General features: G+C 67.9%; 29 protein-coding genes. 19 read left to right on the top strand and 10 right to left on the bottom strand.

Annotated features, from left to right (window positions below):
• Positions 1-190 precede the first annotated feature (190 nt).
• From ACEYYH_RS12230 to ACEYYH_RS12215, 4 genes are all read right to left on the bottom strand, one after another.
• Positions 191-703, bottom strand: a complete 513-nt coding sequence (locus ACEYYH_RS12230) for a hypothetical protein (RefSeq protein WP_374974667.1) — start codon at positions 701-703, stop codon at positions 191-193.
• Complete coding sequence (locus ACEYYH_RS12225; protein ID WP_374974666.1) at positions 700-1296, bottom strand: RNA polymerase sigma factor; 597 nt, start codon at positions 1294-1296, stop codon at positions 700-702. The genes ACEYYH_RS12230 and ACEYYH_RS12225 overlap by 4 nt, the downstream gene beginning before the upstream one ends.
• A gap of 159 nt (positions 1297-1455) precedes the next feature.
• Positions 1456-2136, bottom strand: a complete 681-nt coding sequence (locus tag ACEYYH_RS12220; protein ID WP_374974665.1) for a hypothetical protein — start codon at positions 2134-2136, stop codon at positions 1456-1458.
• Complete coding sequence (locus ACEYYH_RS12215; protein WP_374974664.1) at positions 2124-2456, bottom strand: hypothetical protein; 333 nt, start codon at positions 2454-2456, stop codon at positions 2124-2126. The genes ACEYYH_RS12220 and ACEYYH_RS12215 overlap by 13 nt, the downstream gene beginning before the upstream one ends.
• A 220-nt stretch (positions 2457-2676) precedes the next feature.
• Between ACEYYH_RS12215 and ACEYYH_RS12210 the strand changes: the two genes are divergently transcribed.
• The 5 genes from ACEYYH_RS12210 to ACEYYH_RS12190 are packed head-to-tail and all read left to right on the top strand — an operon-like array spanning position 2677 to position 6345.
• Complete coding sequence (locus ACEYYH_RS12210) at positions 2677-3756, top strand: peptidoglycan-binding protein (protein ID WP_374974663.1); 1080 nt, start codon at positions 2677-2679, stop codon at positions 3754-3756.
• Positions 3757-3758: 2 nt separating this feature from the next.
• Positions 3759-4394, top strand: coding sequence for an ABC transporter ATP-binding protein (locus ACEYYH_RS12205; RefSeq protein ID WP_374974662.1), 636 nt, complete (start codon positions 3759-3761; stop codon positions 4392-4394).
• Positions 4391-5494, top strand: a complete 1104-nt coding sequence (locus tag ACEYYH_RS12200) for an ABC transporter permease (RefSeq protein WP_374974661.1) — start codon at positions 4391-4393, stop codon at positions 5492-5494. Before ACEYYH_RS12205 ends, ACEYYH_RS12200 begins: the two co-directional genes overlap by 4 nt.
• Positions 5495-5540: 46 nt before the next feature.
• Positions 5541-5954, top strand: coding sequence for a DUF3566 domain-containing protein (locus tag ACEYYH_RS12195; protein WP_374974660.1), 414 nt, complete (start codon positions 5541-5543; stop codon positions 5952-5954).
• Positions 5955-6003: 49 nt separating this feature from the next.
• Positions 6004-6345, top strand: coding sequence for a hypothetical protein (locus tag ACEYYH_RS12190; protein ID WP_374974659.1), 342 nt, complete (start codon positions 6004-6006; stop codon positions 6343-6345).
• A gap of 87 nt (positions 6346-6432) precedes the next feature.
• Here the strand turns inward: ACEYYH_RS12190 and ACEYYH_RS12185 are convergent, their stop codons facing one another.
• Positions 6433-7779 carry a hypothetical protein gene (locus ACEYYH_RS12185; RefSeq protein ID WP_374974658.1) on the bottom strand — a complete coding sequence of 449 codons (1347 nt, stop codon included), beginning with the start codon at positions 7777-7779 and terminating at the stop codon, positions 6433-6435.
• A gap of 157 nt (positions 7780-7936) precedes the next feature.
• On the opposite strand from ACEYYH_RS12185, the gene ACEYYH_RS12180 reads away from it, so the two are divergent.
• From ACEYYH_RS12180 to ACEYYH_RS12165, 4 genes are all read left to right on the top strand, one after another.
• Positions 7937-8452: a hypothetical protein gene (locus ACEYYH_RS12180; protein ID WP_374974657.1), complete on the top strand. Its 516-nt coding sequence runs from the start codon at positions 7937-7939 to the stop codon at positions 8450-8452.
• A 94-nt stretch (positions 8453-8546) separates the two neighbouring features.
• Positions 8547-8912, top strand: a complete 366-nt coding sequence (locus ACEYYH_RS12175) for a hypothetical protein (protein ID WP_374974656.1) — start codon at positions 8547-8549, stop codon at positions 8910-8912.
• Positions 8913-8966: 54 nt separating this feature from the next.
• Positions 8967-9419, top strand: coding sequence for a hypothetical protein (locus ACEYYH_RS12170; protein WP_374974655.1), 453 nt, complete (start codon positions 8967-8969; stop codon positions 9417-9419).
• A gap of 213 nt (positions 9420-9632) precedes the next feature.
• Positions 9633-10880, top strand: coding sequence for a Fic family protein (locus ACEYYH_RS12165; RefSeq protein WP_374974654.1), 1248 nt, complete (start codon positions 9633-9635; stop codon positions 10878-10880).
• A gap of 119 nt (positions 10881-10999) precedes the next feature.
• Here ACEYYH_RS12165 and ACEYYH_RS12160 read toward each other — a convergent pair whose 3' ends face one another.
• From ACEYYH_RS12160 to ACEYYH_RS12150, 3 genes are all read right to left on the bottom strand, one after another.
• Positions 11000-11899: a hypothetical protein gene (locus ACEYYH_RS12160; protein WP_374974653.1), complete on the bottom strand. Its 900-nt coding sequence runs from the start codon at positions 11897-11899 to the stop codon at positions 11000-11002.
• Between the two features lie 83 nt (positions 11900-11982).
• A complete protein-coding gene (locus ACEYYH_RS12155; protein ID WP_374974652.1) occupies positions 11983-12423 on the bottom strand; it encodes a hypothetical protein in 441 nt (146 codons plus the stop codon).
• The gene (locus ACEYYH_RS12150) at positions 12420-13592 is read right to left on the bottom strand and encodes a hypothetical protein (protein ID WP_374974651.1); all 1173 of its coding nucleotides are present in this window, start codon (positions 13590-13592) and stop codon (positions 12420-12422) included. The genes ACEYYH_RS12155 and ACEYYH_RS12150 overlap by 4 nt, the downstream gene beginning before the upstream one ends.
• Positions 13593-14116: 524 nt before the next feature.
• Between ACEYYH_RS12150 and ACEYYH_RS12145 the strand changes: the two genes are divergently transcribed.
• Positions 14117-15136 (top strand): DUF4236 domain-containing protein, encoded by a 1020-nt coding sequence (locus ACEYYH_RS12145; RefSeq protein WP_374974650.1) that lies wholly within the window; start codon positions 14117-14119, stop codon positions 15134-15136.
• Positions 15137-15450: 314 nt separating this feature from the next.
• On the opposite strand, the gene ACEYYH_RS12140 is transcribed toward ACEYYH_RS12145, so the two are convergent.
• Positions 15451-16680, bottom strand: coding sequence for an MFS transporter (locus tag ACEYYH_RS12140; protein ID WP_374974649.1), 1230 nt, complete (start codon positions 16678-16680; stop codon positions 15451-15453).
• Positions 16677-17135 (bottom strand): MarR family winged helix-turn-helix transcriptional regulator, encoded by a 459-nt coding sequence (locus ACEYYH_RS12135; protein WP_374974648.1) that lies wholly within the window; start codon positions 17133-17135, stop codon positions 16677-16679. The genes ACEYYH_RS12140 and ACEYYH_RS12135 overlap by 4 nt, the downstream gene beginning before the upstream one ends.
• A gap of 216 nt (positions 17136-17351) precedes the next feature.
• Between ACEYYH_RS12135 and ACEYYH_RS12130 the strand changes: the two genes are divergently transcribed.
• The 9 genes from ACEYYH_RS12130 to ACEYYH_RS12090 all read left to right on the top strand — a co-directional run bounded on the left by ACEYYH_RS12130 (position 17352) and on the right by ACEYYH_RS12090 (position 26111).
• Complete coding sequence (locus tag ACEYYH_RS12130) at positions 17352-18551, top strand: substrate-binding domain-containing protein (RefSeq protein WP_374974647.1); 1200 nt, start codon at positions 17352-17354, stop codon at positions 18549-18551.
• 19 nt (positions 18552-18570) lie between these two features.
• Complete coding sequence (locus ACEYYH_RS12125; RefSeq protein ID WP_374974646.1) at positions 18571-19383, top strand: ABC transporter ATP-binding protein; 813 nt, start codon at positions 18571-18573, stop codon at positions 19381-19383.
• The gene (locus ACEYYH_RS12120; protein WP_374974645.1) at positions 19380-20129 is read left to right on the top strand and encodes an ABC transporter ATP-binding protein; all 750 of its coding nucleotides are present in this window, start codon (positions 19380-19382) and stop codon (positions 20127-20129) included. The genes ACEYYH_RS12125 and ACEYYH_RS12120 overlap by 4 nt, the downstream gene beginning before the upstream one ends.
• Entirely contained in the window at positions 20126-21001 is an 876-nt protein-coding gene (locus ACEYYH_RS12115) for a branched-chain amino acid ABC transporter permease (protein ID WP_374974644.1), read from the top strand. The genes ACEYYH_RS12120 and ACEYYH_RS12115 overlap by 4 nt, the downstream gene beginning before the upstream one ends.
• 92 nt (positions 21002-21093) lie before the next feature.
• Positions 21094-22155, top strand: coding sequence for a branched-chain amino acid ABC transporter permease (locus ACEYYH_RS12110; protein WP_374978213.1), 1062 nt, complete (start codon positions 21094-21096; stop codon positions 22153-22155).
• The gene (locus ACEYYH_RS12105) at positions 22152-23777 is read left to right on the top strand and encodes a class I adenylate-forming enzyme family protein (protein ID WP_374974643.1); all 1626 of its coding nucleotides are present in this window, start codon (positions 22152-22154) and stop codon (positions 23775-23777) included. The genes ACEYYH_RS12110 and ACEYYH_RS12105 overlap by 4 nt, the downstream gene beginning before the upstream one ends.
• A complete protein-coding gene (locus tag ACEYYH_RS12100; protein ID WP_374974642.1) occupies positions 23774-24454 on the top strand; it encodes a TetR/AcrR family transcriptional regulator in 681 nt (226 codons plus the stop codon). The genes ACEYYH_RS12105 and ACEYYH_RS12100 overlap by 4 nt, the downstream gene beginning before the upstream one ends.
• Positions 24454-25206: a 3-hydroxybutyrate dehydrogenase gene (locus ACEYYH_RS12095; RefSeq protein ID WP_374974641.1), complete on the top strand. Its 753-nt coding sequence runs from the start codon at positions 24454-24456 to the stop codon at positions 25204-25206. The genes ACEYYH_RS12100 and ACEYYH_RS12095 overlap by 1 nt, the downstream gene beginning before the upstream one ends.
• Entirely contained in the window at positions 25203-26111 is a 909-nt protein-coding gene (locus ACEYYH_RS12090; RefSeq protein ID WP_374974640.1) for an alpha/beta fold hydrolase, read from the top strand. The genes ACEYYH_RS12095 and ACEYYH_RS12090 overlap by 4 nt, the downstream gene beginning before the upstream one ends.
• Positions 26112-26131 lie beyond the last annotated feature (20 nt).

Raw genomic sequence — 26131 nt, 5'->3', positions numbered from 1 at the left:
AGTGAACGAGAATGGTTCCGTATTCGATGTCTATCTCCCGTCGCTCGTGGGGACGCTCGCGGTCCTGCACCGACGGTGGGGTCGCAGGTTGCGCCGGGCAGCCGATGCCACACTCGTCGCACCCCTCGTCCCCTAGCTTGCGGACGTGGCCGAAGCCGAGCAGTTCAATGGGCCGCAGCTCGTCGAACGTCTACGGCCCGGCGGGCACGTTCGGCTGATAGGGGTGCAGGTGCAGTACTGAGCACTCGATGCGCCCGGGGACCACAGCGGCTTCGCCATTCTCGGTGACACAGGTTGTGAACTCTTCGGGCGCATCGCCCGGCGCGGGTGTTGGGTTCAAGGCGTCCTGCTCGGCGAACGCACCGGACTGCCACATCTGCTCGCAGACGGCTTCGGCGTCCTCGATAGGGACCACACCGTCCGGCGCGGCGATACTGACCGCAGCTCCAGGCAGCGACCCATCTGCCGCGCGGTGAGGACTGTCGAGACAGTGCACGACGAGGGTCTCGCTGATAGGTCGGTTCTCGAGGAGGACGACACCAGCCACTGCGGTGCCAGCCACGAGGAGTGCACCCGCGCCGATTGACAACCGGCCCCACAGCGTCTGCCACCACTTCGGGCGCGACAGATCGCTCCGCATCTTCTCGATGAGGAGGTCCTGGACCGCGTCGTGGTGCGGCATCCGGCCGTTGTCGGTGCTCATGCGTCCGCTTCCTTTGCAGGGGGAGCATAGTGGCGCAGGGTGGTCCGCAGCCGCGCCTTGACACGGGACAGCCGTGACTTGACGGTCCCTTCCGGGATCCCGAGTGCCAGCGCCGTGTCTTTCACAGGCAGTTCCTGGACCACGCTCAGCAGGAGGATGCTCGCATCCCGCGGGTTCAACCGCTGCAACACGGTTCGGATGTCCTCGGAGATTCGGACCGTGTCCAGTGCCCTGGCCACGTCGTCGGCGTGATCGGGTGTCGGACCGTCGTGGGGGATGCGGCCGAGCAACCTGCTGTACCGGCGGGTCGTGCGCAGCTGGTTCTTCGCCACAAAGGAGGTGACGGTGAGGAGCCAGGGGAGGATCGAATCGTCGACAATTCTGACCTTGTCGCGTTTGCGCCACAGCTCGAAGAACACGGTCGCCGCCACTTCTTCGGCATCCCAGGGTTTCTGCACGAGCACCAGTGCGACCCGGTAGACGGGTGCGGCATGCCGGTCGTGGAGTTGGCGGTACGCGCGTTCATCGCCGCGAGCGAGCCTGAACAGCAGCTCGCCGTCGCCGGCGCTCTCCCGCTCACCCTGACTCGACACGACGAAACCCCATCCGAACGTCCTTGCGGCTCGTCTCCGAGCCGTTGCTGCCCCACTCCATTCTGCGTGGTGGGAATGAGCGCTTCGGACATGCGCGGGGGAGCTGGGGAGAGTGAACCGCAACTCGTATCCAGCATCTTCTCCACCGTTCATCGGGTGTTAGTACTGCAGTCCGCCGACCTCCGGGTACAGTCCGGGAGCTTCCCGCGGGCACTCGGCTTGGATCTCCATGAGCACGTCATGGTTGTTGCCGGCGGCTTCCCACGCGTCGGCGATCGGGTCCCACGCGAACCCCGTTGCGTAGTAGTCGCTGAGCCAGGTTGCCAGCGATGGTGGGTCGCTCACCTCATACCCGAGCGACTCAACACACGGCGCAACGGTGGACGTGAAGAACTCGTACTGCGCGATCGCCTGCTTTTCGGGGAGCTTCTCGTTCCGTCGGACGTCGTACGGGTACTTCGCCTCGCACACGTAGGCGGCAACGTTCAGCAGTGGCCCCTGCTCCGGGGGCACGTCGGCATACCGAACGGCGCCGCCAGAGTAGACAGAGGCAGCGAACCCCTCCTCGGCGAGGCAGTTCACCTGGGCCTCGGGCCACTCTTCGATGGGCACGATGCGGACGATTTCCACGTCCGGCGGGTCGGTAATGCCTGAGCCTTCCGCGCGGGACTTGAGCATGGCCCGGTAGAGCGTCATCCACTGGTCGGATGTGGTGGTCCAGTCTTTCGCCGCATCGATCGTTTCCGACGGTTCCGGCGCGGTCGGGGAGCACGCGGCGACGGCCGTGGCGGTGAGAGTGCACACCGCCGCGGCCGCCGCGAGTTTCGCTATCCAGCGCACGTGGCTCCGGAGGGGCAGTACACGTACGCGGACTTCGAGGAGAAGAGTCCGGGAGTGGTCATGATCGTGGTGTGCGATCCCGCCGAGATGGCCTGGTTCCAGCTGAGCGGCCCCGCGATACTGCTGATCTTGGTCACCCCGTCGACGTAGTAGATCTGTGTCGACGTCGCGTTCGACGACATCTGAAGCCGGTTGTTCGTGCCGGCGTAATGCGGCTTCGACCAGCTCTCTGCGAACGCCGGCGACGCGACGAGCGACAGCCCCGCTCCCAAGACCACTGCGGTGACAGCCGCCACCAGTTTCTGCTTTCGTGTGCGCATCTTCACTCCTTGAACCCCAGATGGAACGCTGACCCTGCCGTCCCGACATCAGGGAGGCGTGTGAAGCTTCGCGGATCAGCGGCTTCGCGTCACTCCACAATCTGGGACATGGTTGCGGCCTGGCCCTCTGATCGCCCATGGCCCGGCTGGCGGATCGGTTAGGTTGACGCAATGACGAGGGCGGTAGACGGGCGCGGCGGTCTCACCCCGGGTAGGTCCCGTGACCGCGGCTGACCGGGGCAGGGGGCGCTGGCCGTGGGTTCTCCTGGGAGCGGCCGCGCTTGTCGGTGTTGGTGCGGCGGCAGGTTGGGCGGTCACGACCGTGCTCACACCGGCGGAGGACGTGCTCGAGTCGACGCCGTACACGTACGTCTCGGTGGAGCCCGGTGAGGTCGGGGCGAGTATCCAGCTGAACACTGTGGCCGAATGGACTCCCGTGCCTGTGGGAGCGAACCGGGCATCCGGGGTGGTCACCGGGGTCACCGTGGCGGCCGGAGACGAGGTCGTGCAGGGGTCGACGCTGTACTCCGTGGACTTGAAGCCGGTCGTCGTCGCCCAGGGCGACGTTCCCGCGTTCCGTGCGATCGGGCAGGACGCCGAGGGCGCCGATGTTGCCCAGCTGCAGACGATGCTCGTGGCGCGCGGGTTCTACACCGGGACGGTGGACGGCAAGGCCAAGGCGGGCACGATCCGTGCCATCAAGGCGTGGCAGAAGAGCTTGGGGGTGCCGCAGACCGGGACCGTCGACGCCGGCGACGTCATCTACGTGCCGACGCTGCCTACCCGGGTCGCCCTCGACGAGGAGCTGATCTTCCGTGGCGCGACGCTGACCGGCGGTGAGGAGGCCGTGCAGGGGCTGCCGGCCGCGCCAGCGTTCGAGGTGCCGGTCACCGAAGCGCAGGCCACGATGATGCCGGCAGGCACCCGCGTGCAAATCTCGTCCCCCGAGGGGAGCGAGTGGGCGGGGTTCGTGGTGGAGCAGAAGCCGGAACCCGACACCGGGAATGTCATCGTCGCGCTTTCGGGGGACGGTGGCGCGGTGATCTGCGCCGATCAGTGCGGCCAGGTGCCGGTCTCCGGCGAGGCGATCCTCAAGTCTCGGATCGTGACGCAGGAGACGGTCGCCGGTCTCGTGGTGCCGTCCGCCGCGCTCGTCACCGGCGCGGACGGGCAGGTCGCGGTCATCGACGAGGACGGTGGGCGGGTGCCGGTCACCGTGGTCGCCGCCGCCAAGGGCATGAGCGTCGTTGAAGGTGTCGGCGACGGCACTCGTGTCCGCATCCCCGGCGAGGGAACCTGACCTTGCTGCACGCCCACGACCTGTCCTTCTCGTACGGGCACGGCACCGCACCGGTCATCGACCGCTGGTCGGCGGAGTTCCCCGAGGGCACCACGACCGCTCTGACCGGACCATCCGGGCGCGGCAAATCGACGCTGCTGTACCTGCTCGGGCTGATGCTGCAGCCGACCGCAGGGGAGATCCTCATCGACGGCACACCGGTGTCCACCGTGAAGGATGCCGCGAAAGCACGCCTGCGCGCGGACCGGTTCGGGTTCGTGTTCCAGGACGCCGCACTCGATCAAACCAGAACCGTCATCGACAACGTCACCGAGACCGCGCTGTACCGCGGTGCCCGCCGGGACATCGCCGCCCGCCGCGGGAAGGAGCTCCTCGACCGGTTCGGTGTGGATGTCCCCGCCGACCGCAAGCCCGGTCAGGTGTCCGGCGGTCAGGCGCAGCGGATTGCGTTGTGCCGGGCCCTGCTCAGCGAACCCCGCATCCTGCTGGCCGATGAGCCCACCGGGAATCTCGACCCCGCCACAACCGCCGTGGTCGTGGACGCGTTGCAGGAGCACGCGGCCGCGGGAGCCGCGGTCATCATCGTCACCCACTCACCCGACGTCGCGGTCGCCTGCGACCGGAGGATCGAACTGTGACCGCCCGGCCCACGGCGGTGGTGCGGGAAGCGTGGGCATCCGCGCTGTCGCAACCCGTCGCATCCGTGGTCACCATGCTCGTGGTGGTCGGGATGGTGCTCACCGTCATGCTCACCACCGGCCGCACCGTCGGCGCGGAGCAGCGGGTGCTCGGTTCCATCGACGATGCTGGGACCCGCACCATCCAAGTGCGTGCCGAAACCGGTGCGGGCCTCACCAGCGACGTCCTCAATCGGATCGCGACGATCGAAGGCATCGAGTGGGCTGCCGCGTTCTCCTCTGCCGTGGACGCCACCAACGCTGCGGTACCGGACGGAACCAGGGTCCCCGTCCGTCTCGCATACGGCACGCATCTCAGCCGGCTCGGCATCCCCGCCACCTCACCACTGCCCGGCGACCTCGCCTACGCCTCACCACAAGCCCTCGAGCAGCTCGGCCTCCCTGACATCGCCGGGTCCATCACTACGACTACCGGCAGCAACTACGCCATGGCCGGCGCCATCACCACCCCCGACTTCCTCACCGGCTTCGAACCCGTGGTCCTCGCCCCGCAACCAGACGCCGCAGGCGACGAGACCGTCAACGTGCTCCTCGTCATCGCCGACCGCCCCGACCTTGTCACGCCCGTCTCCAACGCGGTGTTCTCCGTCCTCGCCGTCGATGACCCCTCCAAGATCTCCGTGCAGACGTCCCAGGCACTCGCCGACCTCCGGGCGATCGTGCAAACCCAGCTCGGGACCTTCTCCCGCGGACTGGTCCTCGTCACCCTCGCGGTCACCGGTGTCCTCGTCGCCGTCATCCTGTACGCACTCGTCATGATGCGCCGCAAAGACTTCGGCCGCCGCCGCGCCCTCGGCGCCACCCGCGGCCTCATCATCGGACTCCTACTCACACAGACACTCCTCCTCGCCATCGTCGGGGTAGCCGCCGGCCTCGCTGCATCCGCAATCGCGCTGGCCGCGACAGGCGACCCCTTCCCGGGAGTCGAGTTCACCGGGGCCCTCGCGATCCTCACCCTCACCACCGCCGCGGTCGCGTCCCTGCTACCCGCCGCGGTCGCAAGCACACGAGAACCGATCCGGGAACTGCGGGTGCCGTAGCCGAACGTGCCGTCCCGCCTACGGGGCCGAAGAGAGGTAGCTGACCATGAGTTCGATCGCCGACCAGCTCGCCAAGAAGTCCAGTCACACGACCGGTGTGAAGCAGGTTCGTCTGCGACTGGTCTACATCGACTTCTGGTCCGCGGTGAAGCTGTCCTTCCTCGCCGCCATCGCCATCGCTGTCGTCACCTTCGTCGGGTTCGTGCTGCTCTACCTCGTCGTGCGGGCAACGAACGTCATCGCTGAAATCGACGGCGTCATGGCGGGATTCTCCGACGGCAGCATCGTGCTGTCACAGTTCCTGGGACTGCCGCAGGTGCTCTCCTTCGCCGCGGTCGTCGCCATCCTGAATCTCGTCGTCTTCACTGTCCTCGGCGCGATCCTCGCCGGCATCTACAACCTCGCCGTCAAGGTCACAGGCGGGCTCCTGGTCGGCTTCACCTCGAGCACACATGTCTAGGGCGCGCGGGGCCAATCCGCGGCGAGTCACCCACCGTAGGGTTGAGCGCATGGAGTCTCAGGCCGTTCGCCGACGTGAGAACGTTTCCGTGGGACTGATGATCGCGGCAACGCTTCTCGCTGCGGGAACGATCGCGCTGATCTGGCTTGTGGCAGTCCCGTTTGGCCCGATTGTGTGCCCAGCGATCGATCCGGCGCCACGCCACTGCCAACAGGGCCATCGGGTAGATAACGCGACTATCGCCACCGTGGCGGTAGCCGGCGTCTACGTCGTGACGATGCTCTTCGCGCTTGTCGGTTCGCTCCGGCGCCGTTCCGTCGTCATCGCCGGCGTGACCGTCCTCGCGGTAAGCCCGATCGCGGCGTACTTGTTCGTCGCCTGGATGGGGTGACGACCCGCAGCGAGGCGTCGGCCCGACCTGATGCGGCTGTGCCCCGGGACCTTTATAGGTCCCGGGGCACCGTGCATCTGGCTGGTCCTACGGGATGTACGAGAGGCCCCAGTTCCCGCCGCTGCCAATGGCTGCGACTACAGGCGCGAACAGTGCGACGGGACTGCAGTTGCGGGTCGCCGTGCCGGGGTCGCCGGTGCACGTCTGAGATCCTCCGACGATGCCGCTGATCACGCCCGACGCCATCGCCTTGCCGGCGACCATCTGGTACACCGGGCCGCCGCTGTCGCCGTTGCCGGCGGCTTCGATGCTCGACCGCTGACTGGTCCAAGTGATGCCCGCGTAGCACTGTGTGACGGAGTAGCAGATTGTCAGTCCGGTGAAGAGGACCTCGTTGCTGCACACGTTCCCAGACCGAGACCCGGTGTAGCAGACATCGGTGCCGACGGCGGGGTAGTTCCCACCGCGGACGAACTCACCCGTTGAGATGTCGGTGTAGTTGCCCGTGTAGATGGCAGGGATCATCTTCGACAGGCGCCCGCCCGTCCACAGCGCAGTGTCCGAATTGAACCCAGCCGTCGAAAGGAATCCCTGGAAATCGCCGATGTGATTCTGGGTAACGTTGTTGGTACGCGAGTACTGCCAGGCGGTGTAGGTCTTGTCCCTTCCGCAGTGCTCCGCTGATAGCATGCCGGGCGCCGAGGTGGTGAGGTTACCGATCTTGAACCCCGTCGAGCAGCTCCAGTAATCGCCTCCCGTCGCGTCTACGTTGGTACGCATGATGTTCCCGCCGAGCCAGTATTCAGACGCGCCGGATGCGTTTCTCGTGGCCGGCTGAACATCGGGCGCTTCCTCGACGACCAGGTCGATGCTGGTCCCCAGTGCTGACGACAGGCGACTCTCCGAGAACGCGCTCACGCCACCTTCGGCGCTCTCCAGTCCGACGGTGATCGAACTGCCGTCCTTCGCCGGGATCGCGGTGACGATGCGGTCGCCGCCTGCGAGCTGCCCACCGCTTTCCACGATCGAGTTCATGACTGCGTCGATGGATGCTTTCGAGTTGACTGCCTCGACGAGCTTCACCTTCTGCTCTGGCAGGTATTTGGCCAGAATGGGCTCCCAGTACGTCTCGCTCTCCGTGGAGTAGACGATGAGCGTCTCGGCCTTGGCGTCCCATTCGTACGTGTTGACCGCAGCTCCGAGACCGGCCATCTCCATGTTCCAGATGCCGTTGGAGGTGCTCTCTGACATCTCACCGTGAACAGGCTTGCTCTCGGACAGAGTGATTCCCTTGGGCAGGGGGCCGTCCCACGGGATGAGACCGATGGGGTCCTCGCCCTGTAATGGTGCGGCGTACGCAGGGGCTGCCAGGGTCGAGATACAGAGGGCCGCCACCCCCGCAATGAGGGCTACTCGTCGTTGGGTGCGATTCACCGATGACTCCATTCGTTGTGAGTGCCGCGAGCCCAAGCGATGAGACTCGCTGCCTCTTCCCGACAATGCCCGAGCGGTCGACGCCGACAAAGGCCCGGCAGTACAGGAAATGTGCCAGGTTGGGAGGCAGCGGAAGGTCACTGCGCATAAGACAGGAGTGACCGATCACGATCAGCCCAAGAACCTCGTTCGCACCGACGTCGAGTTCGACGCGCTCCCGGATGACACCGTCCTCACCGCCATCGAGATCATCGACCCGACCATCCCGCACTGGCGCCGCCGAACCATCTGGCGGAAGTTCGGCCGCGAGTGGGTCAACCTCGACCCGAGTGACCGCGACAACGGTGCGACCACGAAGCCCGGCGGGTACCTTGCGAACCTGCTCACCGGCTTTGGCAGACGCGGGACCACACCCGGCGTCGCACTCGTCCTTGGCGACGGCGACGAGATCGCGCACACCAGTCTCGACCAGCTCGCTCGGGGCGCAGTCATCGCCATCACCCGGCAGGGCAAGCTGGACACGCTGTTCACCGCCGACGGCGGTGGGAAGTTCACCGAGATGGACCCGGCCGACCCGTTCGACGGAGAGTTCCCGTTCACTGCCAACCAGGTGCACGCCTTCGGCGGGGACCTCCGGGTCCTCTACCGGCCCGGCGATGAGGAGCGCCCCTGACCGACGCTCACGTAGATGGAACCGACGCACCTCAGCCGGACATCCTGTGGTGTGGCAGAAGCCGAGTTGCCACGGCCGGATTGGAGGCCCACCAATGAGCAATCAGCTCGCAACCAGCCCCAGAACGACGCGGCGCGTCCCGTGGGGAATCCTCATCACGGCAACCCTCTTCACGGCCGCAACCATCGCCATCATCTGGCTGGCTGCCGTGCCATGGGGGCCGCTGGTCTGCCCTGCGATCTACCCGGTGCCGAAGTACTGCATTCCCGATTACCGCACGGGCGTCGCGGCGATCGCCAGCATCGTGGTCGCCCTCATCTACGCCGCCACCGTCGTCGCCGCGTGCGCCGGCGACCGCTGGCGCCTTGCCGCCAAGATCGGAACCGGGATCCTCGTCGCCGCACCGATCGTGACCTACCTCTGCGTGGCGTTCATCCCGGGCTTCGCGTTCGTCATCTAGCACTCGACGTCGCCCGTGACCTGAGCCTCGGGCACGTCCGTGACCATGGATAGGGTGAGCAACATGCTCAACCCCTTGCCGCGCGGAGTCGTCTGCACCCTGGCCCTGCTCACCGGCGGACTGCTTCTTGCCGGATGCGCCGGGGCGAGCGAGCCTGAGGCAACGGAGACCACCGAGATCCGCGGTGCCCTGACAGTTCCGACCGTGCATGAGGTGGTCGGTAACACCATCGTCGTCGAACCCACGTGCGAGTCGGCGCCGGGCTACGACGACGTTCGCAAGGGCGGTCAGGTCGCCGTCCTCGACCCGGAGGGGACGATCGTGGCGATCGGCGAACTGGGGGAGGGAAAGCCCGGCACTGGCAACGACTGCACGTTCCCGTTCGTCGTTCCCGACGTCCCACTGGGCGAGAAGTTCTACTCGATCGACGTGGGCAACGAGTTCCGCGGCATCCACACCATTCCCGAGGACAAGCTGGGCGTCTACCAGACTCTCTCGATCGGCTGATTACGTTGGATTTAGATGAGCGGGGTCAAGATCGAACCTTAGCCACGTCGACGCCCTCCGCGACGCGTTCCCGGCTCATATCGAGGTCACCACGAACGAGGGGACAGCCCACGCGGTGGTTGTGCGGTAACCGCTAGTAGCGGATCGCTTATTTCTGGTTCTGGAAATAAGCGCTAATATGGCTCGATGTATTAGCGGTTTTGAGGAGGAGAAATGCCGCAGTCAGGACTCAGCGGGCTGGAAGGCCAGCTTGCCGTATCTTGGCCTGCCGTCGACACCCAGACCGTCGCGTGGGCGACGAACCCCGACCAGCGCAACGCCGCCGGGCGGCGGCCGTCGCAGAAGGATCGGATGCTCACCGAGATCACGGTGGAGATCCCGCACCACATCGCAGCCGCACCGTTGCCGCTGAGCCAAGAGGCAGCCCGAGCCAGCGAAGAGGCCGCGCACTCGATCGCCCTCCTTGACGGTCGCGCAGTCAGCCTGAGCGGACTCAGCGACCTTCTCGTCCGAAGTGAGACCGTCGCGTCCTCCAAGGTCGAGCACATCTACGCCGACGTCACCGACATCGCCCGCGCGTCCATCGGCGCCGACGCGGGGGAGCAGGCGCGGCGGACCGTCGCGGCCGCCACAGCGATGCAGTCGCTTGTCCACAAGGGTGTCACCAACGATTCGATCCTCGCCGCACACGCCGAGCTGATGGACGGGGACCTGCTCGAAGGAGACTGGGCCGGGAGGTACCGCCAGCAGCAGAACTGGATCGGCGGCAGCGACTTCAGCCCCGCCGCCGCCATCCACATCCCACCGCCGGCAGCTCTCGTCCAAGGGCTCATGGACGACCTGGTCGCGTTCGCCGGGCGCACCGACATCAGCGCGATCGCACAGTCCGCTCTCGCGCACGCACAGTTCGAAGCCATCCACCCGTTCACCGACGGCAACGGCCGCGTCGGCCGCGCCATCATCGGCTCCATCCTCCGCACCCGCGGCATCACCCGCAGCGCCACCGTCCCCATCGCTGCCGTCATGCTCGCCGACGTGGACACCTACTTCGAACGGCTCACGGCCTGCCGAGATGGTGACGCACAGGGCATGATCGTCTACCTCTCCGAGTCAGCTACCACCGCATCGGACGCTGCGATGGTGTCCGCAGACCGGCTGGCGGCGCTCCCTGTCGAATGGGCGGACAAGGTCAAGCCCCGCAAGGGGTCTTCAGCGGGGAAACTCCTGGATGCACTGCTGCAGACACCGATCCTGGATGCGGAGAAGGCAGCCCGGATCACCGGCGCCGTCCCCAACCGGACGTACGACGCACTTGCTCAGCTAGTCGACGCCGGCGTGCTCACTGAGCTCACGGGCCACACCCGCAACCGTGTCTGGCTCGCGCAGGATGTGATGGACGAGCTACCTGAGCTCGAGGACCGCATCGGGCGCCGCGCCGTACCGTCGAGCAAATGGCGCTAGCTCTGGTCCTCGACTGGAAAAGCAGACCTCGCAACGGGGGCAGGGCTCCGGAGCGACGTCCCCCGGGTTGCCCCGGGGCCTCGCGTTCGTCGGAGGACACCGTGCTCTGTAAGGGACCGTCAGTTCTGCTCGTGATAGGTCCATCCGCTTTCACGCCGCCACCGCATGATGAAGCCAGTGCCGCCATCCATCCAGAGGTCGGCGAGGCCGCCGGGCGGGGCGAAGACGCCATCCGTGAACCAGCTCGGCGAAGTGGGAAGCAGATTGCCCCACCGACCCGCTGTTGCGACGAGGAGGTACAGGTGCCGGCGTTGCGAACCGAGAACTTGAGCCTCACGCTCCAGCTGCGCCAGGTGGTGGACCGGGCGCTCCCCAGTCGCGAGATACCTTGATAGTCGCTCGAGATACGGAACGTCGCCTGAGTCAAGCGCAGCAGCGTTCCACGAGGTGAGCCGAAAGCCCGCTCTGCTTGGGTCATCGACCGGCGCGCCGAACTGGATGCCGGGGAACACCTCCTGAATCGCGGCCGTGGCGTCCGCGCTGATGGCTCCGGCTGTTGCTTCTCTTCGCACCCGCTCGACGGCAGTGCGCCAGCGTTCGCCCACGTCTCGCGCTCCACGCCCCTTGGTGAGGGGCGGTTCCCATCCGCGTTCGAGATGCACTGGGAACGAGAGAGAGGGAGGCTCATCACCGTTCAGCTCGGCCATCAGGTTTGCCGCGCGAGGCAGCGCGGCCTGATAGCTCCAATCGAGCGTCGAGAGGATTTCGACCGGCTGGGGAGCGGCGTCGGCCGGGGAGAGGAGGAGATCGACCAGACCATCACCGGCTCCCTTCACGTCCCGCCGCTGCGGTACGAGGCCGGTGAGGAACCAGAGGTTCATCGCGGCACGAAGGTCATCGCTCGGAGCCGTCTGAAACTCGGGTGACTCCCACCACGCGGACTCCGGCACGGGTAACCCCGCGACGGCTTCGGAGATCGACGGCCCGCGCTCGCACCATCCCTCGGTCAGTAGCCTCATGGACTGACCGTACTGGATCAGTGGCCGGTGCTCAGTGAACGGGTGTGTTCCTCGGATGACCGATCGATGGACGCCGGGGACCCTTACCATTCACCCGCCGTCCTGGCGAGGAACTCCTCTCGCGTGCACGACTCGACGCCGAGCTCCGCAGCTTTGGCGCGTACCGCGTTGTCGTTCGAGACGACCACCCAGGTCGGTCCCCAGAGAAGCGCGGCTGCCTCATCCATGCCGTCGAGCGCGCACGCGACGAGCATTGGGTCGGCGGCGCCTTTGTTCGCGTAGAGGTTCACCAGCCTGGTGTCGTTGGCCGGGACTGTAGCCATCACGGTTCGGAGATGCGTCAGGACATTCGCGGTGGTCGGGTACTCGACGTCCCTAAACGTCGCGGCGTCGGGATACCCGTCTGCCTCGTGGATGATCTCGGAGGGGAGTGCGCAGCGTTCGTGAAAGAACGTGCTCGCGCGCTGTGCCCGGGTGAGGTGCGAGAGGGCGTTGTTGTCGAGCAGGTACAGCTCTTCGTTCATCGGAGTGCCGCCTTCAGGTCGCCGAGGTCGCCGGGGGAGAGGCGGTTCAGGCAAACGACGCGGCAGAACTCCCGCTCCGAGAGCCGCCGTTCGTCGACGGCGCGGAGCATCCGCGCGGTGAGCGCTCGTCCGCTGTACTTCCGGATCGCGTTGACGGGCTTCGGCTGGCTGCGCGGCCCAGGCTTCGGACGGCCCCTGAACTCGGTCTCGAGTTCGCCGAGATACTCAACGGCGCCCTCGACGCTCAGCATGCCGAGCCGCATGCCGCGGACCACCATGGCGCTCGGGGTGACCTTGAAGGCGTCTGCCGCGCTCTTCACCGCATCGAGGCCGTCGAGGGTGATGTCCTGGAGTTCGGTTGCGGGCATGAGGATCTCGCCGACGATGTCGTGCTCGCGACCGGCGTCTGGCGCGGCGCTGTTCGCGTCATACGTGACAGGTGCGAAGATGCCGCGTGCGACGAGCACGGCCATAAGCATCAGGGTAAAGATCTGTCGTCCTGGTGGTTCCTGGAAGTCGCCGTGGTCTCCGCCGGTGAGGAAGACGTATGGAACCTTCGAGTCCCGAACCGTCATACCGCTGAAGTGCACGCCGTCGAGGACTTGGGGCATGTAGCCGCGCACGCTGCGAGACACTAGGACTTGGTTCGCTTCGAGGCGCTCGATGAGCATCTCGAGCGCGATCTCCTTCGTCCTTGCGCGACGGATCGCGTCGAGATCAAGCCCAAGGGCCGCGACGAGCTTCCCCGCATCCTCGTGCACGGCCCCGCCGGGCCGGCGCAGGAGCCCGACGACCTTGTTCTTCACGAGCGACGGGTCGTGCTTCTTCGCGAGCGACTGCTTGCGGAGGAGGTCCTTGATGATGAGCTCGACGTCGCGGAGCTTGATCGTGGTCCTCGTGTTGACGGTGAACGTGTCCGGGGCGACCCCCTGCAGCAGCTTCTCCGTCTTCGCGCGGACCTGCGCCTGCACGAGCGCGTGCGGGGCGAAGAACAGCGGGTGCGGCACCTCGGCCTTCCGGGCGAGCTCCACGAGCTCCAAGTAATGGATCACGTCCCGCTCGAGCGCGTGCTGATACGGCGCCCGGCCATTCACGACAGAGTTCTCGAGCAGTTCCTTGAAGACAGCTCGGTCGATCGTGACACGCTCTCCGTTGATCAGCACGTCCACCGCCACGCCCTGCTTTCGCCTCCGCTCGCCCCTCCGGCGAAACTGACTGACCAGCCGCGTGTTCACGGCCTCTGGCTCGGACGGTACCGGTGCCGCTGCGGCACCCATGCGATCCACGCCGGGATCGATTTGAACCTGGGCAGGACAAAGCGCTTGATTAGGGGCGCGCCAAGTGATCCCCTCCGATCGGGCATCCCATATCGGACTGGCGACTTGCTTCTCTGTTCGAGATTGTCCGGGGTGACCGGCAAGCTGAAATGCGACCATCGTGCAGGTCGAAACGGCGCTTCCCTGCATCGACACACCTGTGTTGAGGTCGACCCGCATTCATCCCTGTGCCGGCAGGGCGAGTTCCGAGTGAGTCTCGGGCTGCGTCTCGACGCGCCCGCTGCGGATTTCGCACTGAGCGAAAGAATGTCACGCGGAGCCGAGTGCATCGATCAGTCCATAACGCGCCATAGAGGCGGCGAGTGTGCGGTCATTGCCGTCGATAGGCTTTCGGCGTTCAACGATGGGGAGCAGCTATGGGGTTCAAGGTCCGCAAGTCGATCAAGATCGCGCCGGGTGTGCGTCTGAACGTGTCGAGCAAGAGCATCGGCATGTCCGCGGGCGTGCGTGGGGCGAGGGTGAGCGTCAACAGCAGCGGACGGGTGACACGCACTGTCGGGATCGCGGGAACCGGCATCTCCCACTCCACCAGCACCCGTGTCGGCGGGGGCCGCGCGAGCGCACGGCCTGCGCCGCAGCAGCCGCCGAAGATGGTGAAGCCGCCCAAGCCGAAGAAGGTGAAGCCCAGCCTGACGGCACCGGCGTGGGAGAAGCAACTGTTCAAGCAGTTGGAGGGCACGCCCGACGCGGCCGCCATCCACGCGGTTGGGCAGGCACACCCTCAGGCGGTGCCGACGGTGACGATGGTCGAAGTGCTACGTGTGTCAGCGCCGAACAGGGATACCGACCGCACGCGCGCCCTGCTCGGCTGGCTGTTCGACACCGGGTACGACCCGGCCGCCGACACGTTCATCGGCAAGTACGTCGAGACGTCGGACCTGACGGTCCCGATCGCGACGGGCATCGTCGCGCAGATGCCGTGGGACCGGCAGGCTCTCGGACTGCTCCTGGCCGAGCTCGAGCAGGAGGCCGGCAATCACCCCCGTGCGATCGGCATTGTCGAGCAGCTGGAGCCCACGACCGTGGCCGCCGTATCGCTCGCAGAGCTGTACTCCGAGGAGGAGCGATGGCCGGAGGTCGTGGACCTGACGAACGGGCTCACGAACGAGGACGAGGCGGCGACATTCCTCCTCATCCAGCGGGGCACGGCGCTGCGGGAACAGGGGTACTTCGAGGCAGCGCGCGAGGCGCTGAAGGAGGCGCTGCGGATCCGGTCACGGCCCGCCGAGCTTCGTCACCTCGCGCTCGTCGCGCGCGGCCACACGTACTTCGCCGAGGGTAAGAAGGCGATGGCTCGCAAGGACTACGAGCGGGTTCTCGCCGAAGATGCCGGCTACCCGGGATTGCAGGAGATGCTCAGCGCGGCAGGCGCGTGAGTGGTGTTTCCTGGCGCGTGGTTGCCTCACTGCAGGCACGTGCGTCGTCGTCCACGAAACCGGCCACTAATCGGGCGCACCCCAGCCAGCGGCCCCCAAGATCGCGCGAATCTGTCCGCGTAACTCCCCGTATCTACCCGTATGTCGCAATGACGATTGGCGCCCACGTCCGCGAAAATACGCGGAATTCTGCGTCGAGACGTTGAGCGGACGGCAACTGACTCTTAATCAGTGGGTTCTGGGTTCGAGTCCCAGGGGGTGCACCACCGAGAAGGGCGGTCCGAAAGGACCGCGCTTCTGCTGTTTCCGGCGGCTCAGGCGGCGTCGCCCACGAGCACAGCGGCAGCCTCGTCCGCAGCATCCGCTTCGCGCTCGTCGATGCGGGCGAGCGCGCGCCGGCCGAACAGGACCGTGGCGGTGGCGAGGAGGACGGATGCTGCGGCGAAGAGATACGGAACCGTCGGCCCGTACAGGTGCCACAGGAGCGCGGCGAGCGGGGGAGCGGCGGCGCCGCCGAGGAACCGGACCGCCGAGTACGACGACGACGCGACGGAGCGGGGGAGATCGGTCGCCTCCATCACCGACTCGGTGAGCACGGTGTTCATCACGCCGAGAAGCAGCCCGCCTACGATGATCGCGGCGACCAGGGCCGCGGCATCGTCGACGAGGATTCCGGCGATGACCAGGTCGATCGCAAGCAGCGGGAGGGTCAGCAGCATCACGGTCGTGCGTGCCATGAAGCGCAGCAGCAGCGGCGCCACCCAGACGCTGGTGATCGCGAGGGCGACGCCCCAGCCGAAGAACGTGAAGCCGATGCCCATGGCGCCGAAACCGAGCGGGAACGGCGAGAACGCGAGCAGCACGAAGAACCCGATGTTGTAGAACAGTGCCGCGACGGCGAGCACGGCGAGCGACGGGATGCGCAACGCCGTGAAGGGCGCCGACAGGGGCACCGGCACGGGCTTCTCGCTCGGCCCGCGAAGGAGCACGAGCACGGCGACGAATGCGATCGCCATGAGCACCACGACGCCGAAGAACGGCCCGCGCCAGCTGATCTCGCCGAGCACGCCTCCCAGGAGCGGACCGACCGCGATGCCGAGGCCCAGTGCGGCCTCGTAGAGCACGATCGCCGCCCCGCTGCCGCCGGACGCGGCGCCGACGATCGTCGCGAGCGCGGTCGAGATGAAGAGCGCGTTGCCGAGGCCCCAGCCGGCGCGGAAGCCGGTGATCGCGTCGACGCTGCCGCTCAGCGAGCAGAGGAGTGCGAACACCACGATGAGCGCGAGGCCGATCAGCAGGGTCGCCTTCGCGCCGATGCGGCTCGAGATCCAGCTCGTGACGAGCATCGCGAGCCCGGTGACCAGCAGGTAGCTCGTGAAGAGGAGTTCGGTCTGCACCGGGCTCGCCTGCAGCGACTCGGCGATGGCGGGGAGGATCGGGTCGACGAGCCCGATGCCCATGAACGCGACGACGCACGCGAAAGCGACCGCCCACACCTGCGCGGGCTGGCGCCACACCGATCCGGTGCTGCCGTGCGCGCTCATCGGACGGCCTCCGTCGTCTCGGGGGCCGAGGCGGTGCGCGTGTGGTCGAGCTTGCGCGTGAGGACGGATGCTGTTGTCCGCAGCGCATCCCACTCCTCGGGTTCCAGGTCCTCGAAGTGCGGGGCGAGTGCCGCCGTCAGCTGCAGCATCCACGTCTGGAGGGCATCGAGGCCGAGCGGGGTGACCTCGACGACGGTCGCGCGCGAGTCGGCGGCATCCGTCGTCTTCACCACCAGTCCGTGATCCGCCATCTGGCCGACCAGCCGTGTCATGCCGGGCTGGGTCACGCGGCTGAGACGGGCGAGCTCGCCGACGCGCAGCGCACCGTGGTCGCGCAGGATCGTGAGCGTCCGCCACTGGGCGGCGGGGGTCTCGTTGGCAGTCTCGAGCGCCGCGACGCGGGTCAGCGCGTGGGCGGCGACGATGAGGGTCTCGATGTCCTGATCGTGGGTCACGGAGAAAGCATACCGCTGATATATACCAAGGGTATGAAAAGGATGGATGCCACGTCCCATCGTCCCGATTCGGTAACGACGGCGGGGGAAGGGCCCTGCCCACTTGACCTCGACGGCTTCCGTTTCCTAGATTGCAAGAACCTGAATCGGATCTCATGTTTGAGATCGAAGCACCGGTTCACGCACCAGATCCTTCCAATGGGGAAAGGCACGCACATGCGGGTTACGAAGAAGTTGCTCCTGGGCTCCGTGGTCGTCACGGCAGCGCTCGCCCTGGCGGCCTGCGCGCCGACCACCGAGACGCCCTCCGGCGAGGCGACCGACGGCGGACTGTCCGAGGTCACCGTCGGCATCGTCACGAGTGAGTCCGGGCCGCTCGCCGGCTACGGCAAGCAGTATCTCGACGCGTTCAAGGCAGGGCTCGACTACGCCACCGACGGCACCGGTGAGATCGACGGCACGACGATCGACGTGGAGTACCGCGACGACGCCGGCGACCCCGACAAGGCCGTCACCGCCGTCAAGGAGCTCATCGGCTCGGGCGTCAACATCATCGCCGGCACCGCCTCGTCGGGCGTGGCGCTGGCCGTCGCCGAGCAGGCCGAGCAGAACAAGGTGCTCTACATCTCGGGTCCTGCCGCCGCGGACGCGATCACGGGCATCAACGACTACACGTTCCGCTCCGGACGGCAGAGCGCGCAGGACGTCGCGACCGCGGGCACGTTCCTCGACGACCTCGAGGGCAAGACCGTGACGGTGTTCGCGCAGGACAACGCGTTCGGCCAGGGCAACGTCGCAGCGGTCGACGCGATCCTCGGCGGCCAGGGTGCGACGGTGAACTCCGTGCTCGTCGCGGAGGATGCGACCGAGTTCACTCCGTTCGCGCAGCAGGTGCTCGCCGGTGCTCCCGACCTCGTGTTCGTGGCCTGGGCCGGCGCGACTTCGGGTGCGATGTGGCAGGCCATGAGCCAGCAGGGAGTGCTCGACGAGATCCCCGTCGTGACCGGTCTCGGCGACGCGGCGACGTTCGGCGCCTACGGCGAGGCCTCCGAGAAGATCAACTTCCTGAACCACTACTTCCCCGAGGCTCCCGACAACGACGTCAACACGGCGATGGTCGAGGCGATCGAAGAGGCCGGCGGCGCGCCCGACCTGTTCAGCCCGGACGGCTTCAACGCGGCGATCATGATCGTCCACGCGATCCAGGAGGGCCAGGGAGACGTCGACGCCATGGTCTCGGCGCTCGAGGGTTTCGAGTTCGAGGGCCCGAAGGGCACCATGACGGTGCGCGCGGGCGACCACGCCCTCATCCAGGAGATGTACCAGGTGAAGCTCGTCGCCGACGGCGGCACCTTCGTGCCCGAACTCGTCGACACGGTCTCGGCCGACGACGTCGCTCCCGCCGAAGCCGAGTGATCCGGGGTTTCGCGCAACCATGAGCACCACTGTCCCGTCCGCGCCCGTCGCGGAGACCGCACGCCGCGGCTCTCCGCTGAAGATCGAAGGCCTCGGCCTGCGGATCGGCGGCGCGACGATCCTCAAGGACGTCGAGCTCGACGTCGCCGCCGGCTCCCTCGTGGGTGTCATCGGTCCGAACGGCGCCGGCAAGACCACGCTCTTCAACGTGATCTCGGGCCTCATGAAGCCCACCGCCGGTCGCGTCGTGCTGGACGACCGCGACATCACGACGGCGTCGGTGCCGGCGCGGGCGCGGGCGGGACTGGGGCGCACCTTCCAGACCTCGAGCCTCTTCCCCAAGCTGTCGGTGCTCGAGAACGTGCGCCTGGCGGCCCAGGTGTCGCTCGGCGGCTCGGGCTCGCTCCTGCACTTCCCGCGGCGGACGGATGCTGCGACCCGGCTCGCGCTGGAGAAGCTCGAGGCCGTCGGGCTCAGCCACAAGCGCGACGCGCTCGCGGGTGACATCTCGCACGGCGACAAGCGCAAGCTCGAGATCGCGGTGCTGCTGGCGGCCGAGGCGAGCATCGTGCTGCTCGACGAGCCCATGGCGGGCGTCGCCTCCGGCGACGTCCCCGGGCTCGTGGCGAACATCCGCGAGATGCAGCGTGAGAAGGGCTGCACGCTGCTGATGGTCGAGCACCACATCGACGTGCTCATGGGGCTGGTCGACAAAGTCGCGGTCATGTACTTCGGGACGATCATCGCCTACGACACTCCGCAGCGGATCATGGAGAACCCGCTGGTGCAGAGCGCATACCTCGGCACGGGATCCGCGGGGGAGGCAGCATGAACGGTACTTTCGTCGCCGGGGGCGGCGCCCCCGAGACCCCCGCTCCGATCCTCACCGTCCGCAATCTCCGCTGCACGATCGCGGGCCAGCAGGTCGTGGAGGACGTCTCGTTCGACGTGCCCGCCACCGGCATCACCGCGGTGCTCGGCCGCAACGGCGTCGGCAAGACGTCGTCGCTCCGCGGCATCCTCGGGCTCATCTCGCGGCGCGGCGAGGTGATGCTCGCGGGCGAGCGCATCGACGGCCTGCCTACACACCGCATCGTGCGACGGGGCGTCGGGTACGTGCCGGAGGACCGGGAGGTCTTCTCGAAGCTCACCGTCGCCGAGAACCTCGCGCTGGCCGAACGCCAGCGCAACCCGCGCCGCGAGTTCGTCGCGGAGCTCTTCCCCGACCTGGTCGCCCGTCGCGACCAGCCGGCCGGCACTCTTTCGGGGGGTCAGCAGCAGATGGTCTCGGTCGCTCGCGCTCTCCTCAACGACAACCGGCTGCTCCTCGTCGACGAGCCGACGAAGGGCCTCGCGCCGAAGATCGTGACCGAGGTCGCCGACGCACTGCAGGAGGCGTCCAAGACCGTCCCCATCCTCCTCGTCGAGCAGAACCTCGAGGTCGTACGCCGTCTCGCGGACGACGCCGTCGTCATCGCCGGCGGCCGCGTCGCGCACGTCGGCAAGGCCCGCGACATCCTCGACGACGAAGACCTCACCCGCCGCCTCCTCGGCGTCCACGTGGAGCAGGCCGCATGAGTACGTTGATCCTCACCCTTATCACCGGCGTCGGTCTGGGCGCGCTCTACTTCCTCGTCGCCAGTGGGCTGAGCCTCATCTACGGCCTCATGCACGTGCTCAACTTCGCGCACGGTGCATTCCTCACGCTGAGCGCGTTCATGGGCTGGATGGTCGCGCAGGCGCTCGGCACCGAGTCCTGGGGATCTTTCTTGCTCTCGGTGCTCGTCGGTGCGGGCGTGGGCGCCGTGTTCGCGACCCTCACCGAACTCGTCCTGATCCGGCCGCTGTACGAGCGACACATCGAGCAGGTGCTGGTGACGGTCGGTCTGTCGTTCGCCGCCGTCGCGTTGTTCGAGGGGATCTGGGGCACCGACCCCATCCACATCGGCGGCCCTCCGTGGCTCAAGCAGACCACCGAAGTCCTCGGCGCCCGCATCCCCAACACGTACTGGGTCCTGATGATCGCGGCGGTCCTCGTGCTCGCGGCCCTCGTGCTGTTCCTGCAGAAGACGCGTTACGGCATGATCATCCGGGCCGGCGTCGAGAACCGCTCGATGGTGACCGCGCTCGGCATCGACGTGCGGCGCTCGTTCACGCTCGTCTTCGCCATCGGCGGCGCGGCGGCCGGAATCGGGGGCGTGCTGGCGATGCACTACTCCACCTTCGTGTCGGCGCACCTCGGGCAGACCCTGCTCATCTTCGCGTTCATCGTCACCGTGGTCGGCGGCCTCGGCTCGCTCACCGGTGCCGCCGTGGCATCCGTGCTCGTCGCGGTGCTGCAGCAGTTCGCGAACTTCTACCTCGGCGGCACCGGTGACTTCATCGTCGTGATCCTGCTGGCCCTCGTGCTGCTGGTGCGCCCGACCGGACTCCTGGGGAGGAAGGCATGACCCTTCGACAGGCTCAGGGGCCGGGAGAGGCCTCGGGGCGCAGCATCCGTCCGTTCATTCCCGCCGGGGTCGGTGTCGTGCTCGTCGCGTTCATGGCGATGCTGCCGCTGCTCAACCTCTCGCTGCCGGGCATCCTGCCCACGCCGACCTACCTGCCAGGCACGCTCGCGCTGCTGTCGCTGTGCATGGTGTTCGCCGCGCTCGCGCTGTCGTACAACCTGCTGCTCGGATCCGGCGGCATGCTCTCGTTCGGGCACGCCCTGTACTTCGGTGCCGGCGCGTACGGACTCGGCATCGCCCTCGAGCACTTCGGCGTGCCGCTGTGGCCGGGCGTGTTCATCGCGCTGGTCGGCGGCATGGTGATCGCGCTCGTGACGGGTGCCGTGTCGATGCGGGTCTCGGGGATCCCGTTCGCGATGGTGACGCTGGCGTTCGCGCAGGCCGGATCGGTGCTCGTGCGGCGCAACTCGCAGGTCACCGGCGGCGAGGAGGGGCTCAGCCTCAACACGGTGCAGGTGCCCGACTTCCTCATCGGGGTCGTGAACACGCGCAACCTGTACTGGTTCACGCTGGTCGTGCTCGTGGTGGTGTATCTCGTGGTGCTGTGGGTCGACACCTCCCGTCTGGGGCACCTCGCCCGCGCGACGCGCGAGAACGAGCAGCGCGTGCGGGTGCTCGGCCTCTCGCCGTACCGCGTGCGACTGATCGTGTTCGTCATCGCCGCCGGGCTCGCCAGCCTCGCCGGCGTGGCGTACATGCTGCTGCAGTCGGGCACCGTGCCGCGGTCGGTCTCGGCCGACCTCACGATCACCGTCCTGGTGATGGTGGTGCTGGGTGGCGTCGGCTTCCGCTGGGGTGCCATCGTGGGCGGTGTGCTCTACACGCTGCTCGATCAGCGGCTCACCGTTCTGGCCGGCTCCGAGGCCATCGCCGGGCTGCCCGACGTCCTGCGGATTCCGCTGTCGGAGCCGCTGTTCCTCCTCGGCGTGCTGTTCATCGTCGTGGTGATGTTCCTCCCCGGCGGCATCGCGGGCACGATCGATGCGGCCGTCCGCCGGCGCCGCGGCGAGAAGGTGCGCGGGTCGCTCCGGCAGCTCGACGACGCCGAGCAGGCGCCCGAGACCGCCGACGCGCCGGCAGAGGTGCGCGCATGAGCTGGACCGCCGACTCCGACATCGACGACGGGCCTCACACGCTCGGCCGGTGGATCGTCGACCGCGCGACGCGCTCGCCCGAGCGCGTCGCCATCGACGACCGCGGCGTGACGACCGACTACGCGACGCTCGCGGCCCGCGCCACCGAGCTCGCAGACGCACTGCGGCAGGCGGGCTACGGGCCCGGTGACCGCATCGCGACGGTGTCGGGGAACTCGACCGACCACGTCGTGGCGTTCTTCGCATGCGCGATCGCGGGGATCGCCTTCGTGCCGCTGTCGTGGCGGCTCACACCCCGCGAGCTCGCCGACGTGCTCTCCCGCTCCGCTCCGGCGCTGGTGCTGATCGAGGATGAGCACGCGGCGCTCGCCGGCGAGGCGCTGCGCGTCGCTCCCGTGGCCCCGCCCGTCGGCATGCTCGGAACGACCGGGATCGAGGCATCCGTCCCTCGCTCCGCGCAGCCGCGCACGCGCCGGCCGGTGCACGACGACGACCCCCTGCTCGTGATCTTCACGTCGGGCAGCGAGGCGACGCCGAAAGGCGTCGTGCTGACGCACGCGAACTGCTTCTGGAACAACCTCGCGCTCTCGCAGGCGCTGCCGCTCACCCAGGACGACGTCGTTCTCGCGATGCTCCCGCAGTTCCACGTGGCGGCGTGGAACTGCCAGCCGCTGCTCGCGTGGTGGGTCGGCGCGACGGTCGTGCTCGAGCGCTCGTTCCAGCCGGCGCGCGTGCTGCAGCTCATCGCCGACCGGAAGGTCACCGCGATGATGGGCGTGCCGACGCAGTACGCGCTACTGGCGGGTGATCGCGAGTGGACCATGACGGATGCTGCCTCCCTGCGCCTCGCGCTGGTCGGCGGTGCGACGATGCCGGTGTCGCTGCAGGAGGCGTGGACGGCTCGGGGCATCCCGCTGACGCAGGGCTACGGGCTCACCGAGGCGGCGCCGAACGTGCTGCACCTGCCCGCGGCAGAGGCCGCTGGGGCGCCGGGCGCTGTCGGCCGGCCGTACCCGCATGTGGCGGTGCGGATCGTCGACCCGGCGTCGGGGCTCCCGCTCGAGGGCGAGGCCACCGGCGAGCTGTGGGTGCGGGGTCCGAGCGTCTTCGCCGGCTACCTGGGCGACGACGACGCGACCGCCCGGGCGATGAGCGGCGACTGGCTGCGTACCGGCGATCTGGTGTCGCGCGACGCGTCGGGCGTGTACCGGATCGTCGATCGACTGAAGGACATCTTCATCTCGGGGGGTGAGAACGTCGCTCCTGCGGAGGTCGAGTACGCGCTGTGCCTGCACCCGCTCGTGGAGGCGGCCGCGGTGGTGGGTGTCCCCGACGCGGTGTGGGGCGAGCGGGGAGTCGCATTCGTCGTGCCGGTGCCCGGGGCCCGACTGTCGGTCGATGAGGTGCTCGCACACGCACGTCGCAACCTCGCGGCGTTCAAGATCCCGGTCCATGTCGAGTTCGTCGACACGCTGCCGCGCTCGACGATCGAGAAGCTCGCACGATCGCGTCTCCGTGAGGAGGCCAGGTTGCGGGTCGAACCACGCCAGGAGCAGGAAGATCGTGCTGGGGAGCCCGCGCACGGAGTCGTGCACGGTCGTACGAAGGGGGAATCCCGATGAGCATGTCCGACGAACTCGTCGACCGGGAAGAGGAGCTGGTGTCGTCCGCCACCGGACGCCCGCTCACGAAGCGGGGCGAGGCGACCCGACGTCGCCTGCTCGAGGCGGCAGAGCTCGTGTTCGCCGAGCAGGGCTACCACGAGGCTTCCATCGTCAAGATCACCGAGCGCGCCGGCATCGGACTCGGCACGTTCTACCTCTACTTCGACAGCAAGCAGGCGGTCTTCGAGGCGCTCGTGCTCGACCTCAACCGCCGGGTGCGCCACTCCATGTCGGAGGCGATGGAGGGGGCCTCCGGTCGCCTGGAGGCGGAGCGCGCGGGCTTCGCCGGGTTCTTCCGGTTCACGGCAGAGCATCCGGCGCTGTACCGCGTGGTGCGCGAAGCGGAGTTCGTCTCACCCGAGGTGCTGCGCATGCACTACACGCGCATCGTCGAGGGCTACGAGGCGGGGCTCCGGGCCGCCCAGACCGCCGGCGACGTCGACCCGCTCCTGGACCCGGCTGTCGCCGCCTGGGCGCTGATGGGCATGGGTGAGCTGATCGGCATGCGGTTCCTGCTGTGGGAGCGCGACGCCGACGGCAAGCCGCCCGCACAGCTCGACCCGGCGGTGTTCGCCGGGATGACCCGGTTCATCGACAACGCCCTCGCGCCGCGAGCCGGCGGGAAGGACGCCTGATGGCAGAGCAGGATCTCACGGGCAAGCGCGCGCTGATCACCGGTGGCGCGAGCGGCATCGGCCTCGCGTGCGCGCACGAATTCGCGTCGCGCGGCGCGCACGTCGTCATCGCGGACCTGAACGCGGATGCCGCGACGGATGCTGCCGCCGCCGTCGGCGGTGAGCCCTGGGTCGTCGACCTCGCCGACACCGCCGCCCTCGACGACCTGACCCTGGACGTCGACATCCTCGTGAACAACGCGGGCATCCAGCGCGTGTCGCCGATCACGGACTTCGACCCCGAGGCCTTCCGGCTCATCGTGCGGCTCATGCTCGAGTCGCCGTTCCTGCTCATCCGTGCGGCGCTGCCGGCGATGTACGAGCGGGGCTGGGGACGCGTCGTCAACATCTCGAGCGCGCATGGCCTGCGCGCGAGCGCCTTCAAGTCGGCGTACGTCTCGGCCAAGCACGGACTCGAGGGGCTGTCGAAGGTGACCGCCCTCGAAGGAGCACCGCACGGGGTGACGAGCAACTGCATCAACCCGGCCTACGTGCGCACCCCGCTCGTCGAGAAGCAGATCGCTGACCAGGCCAAGGTGCACGGGATCCCCGAGAGCGAGGTCGTCGAGAAGATCATGCTCACGGAGAGCGCCGTGAAGCGGCTCGTCGAGGCCGACGAGGTCGCCTCTCTGGCGGGATGGCTCGTGTCGGACAAGTCCGGAATGGTCACCGGCGCCTCGTACACGATGGACGGCGGATGGACGGCGCGGTGAGTCACGAGTATCGGACGATCGACGTTCCCGTCGACGGCGGCGCGCTGCGCGCGGGCGTGTGGGAGCCGGCGGATGCGGGTCCCGAGACGCCGACCGTGCTGCTGGTGCACGGGGTCACAGCCTCGCACCTGGCCTGGCCGTTCGTCGTGCACCGTCTGCCGGGAGTGCGCGTCGTCGCTCCCGATCTGCGGGGACGCGGGCGCAGCAACGGCATCGAAGGGGCGGCGGGGATGGCCGCCCACGCCGCCGACCTCGCGGCGCTGCTGGACGCGCTCGGCATCGACCGCACGGTGGTCGTCGGGCACTCGATGGGCGGGTTCGTGTGCGTCGTCTTCGCGCACCGGTATCCCGAACGCGTCTCTCGGCTGCTGCTCGTCGACGGTGGGCTGCCGCTCGACGTCCCCGCCGGGCTCACCACCGACGAGCTCGTCGCCGGAATCCTCGGCCCGACCGCCGCGCGCCTCTCGATGAGGTTCGCGGGAACCGGGGAGTACCTCGACTTCTGGCGGCAGCATCCGGCCTTCACCGGAGCATGGACCCCCGAGCTGGAGCGCTATCTCGCCTACGACCTCGTCGACGACGGCGCGGGAGCGTTCCGCCCGGCGACGAGCTACGCCACGACCGCAGACGACACCGTCGACATGAACACGGGCACGGCCCTGCCGGCGGCGCTGGCCGGGCTGCAGCATCCGACCCGCCTGATCACCGTGCCGCGCGGCCTGCAGAACGAGCCGCCCGGCCTCTATGCCCCCGAGCACCTCGAGCGGCTGCTGGGGGACTACCCGGGCGTGGAGCACGAGCGGGTCGACGGCTTCAACCACTACACGATCGTCATGTCGCCCGCGGGTGCCGATGTGGTGTCGGCCGCGGTCCGCGAGGAGCTCTCTGCGGTTCCGACCCGGTGATGCTCACCTGTCACGGTGTG

Source organism: Microbacterium trichothecenolyticum, from assembly GCF_041938625.1.
In the GTDB taxonomy this organism is placed as follows: Bacteria; Actinomycetota; Actinomycetes; order Actinomycetales; family Microbacteriaceae; genus Microbacterium; species Microbacterium trichothecenolyticum_D.
This window is presented reverse-complemented; position numbering and strand designations above follow the sequence as displayed.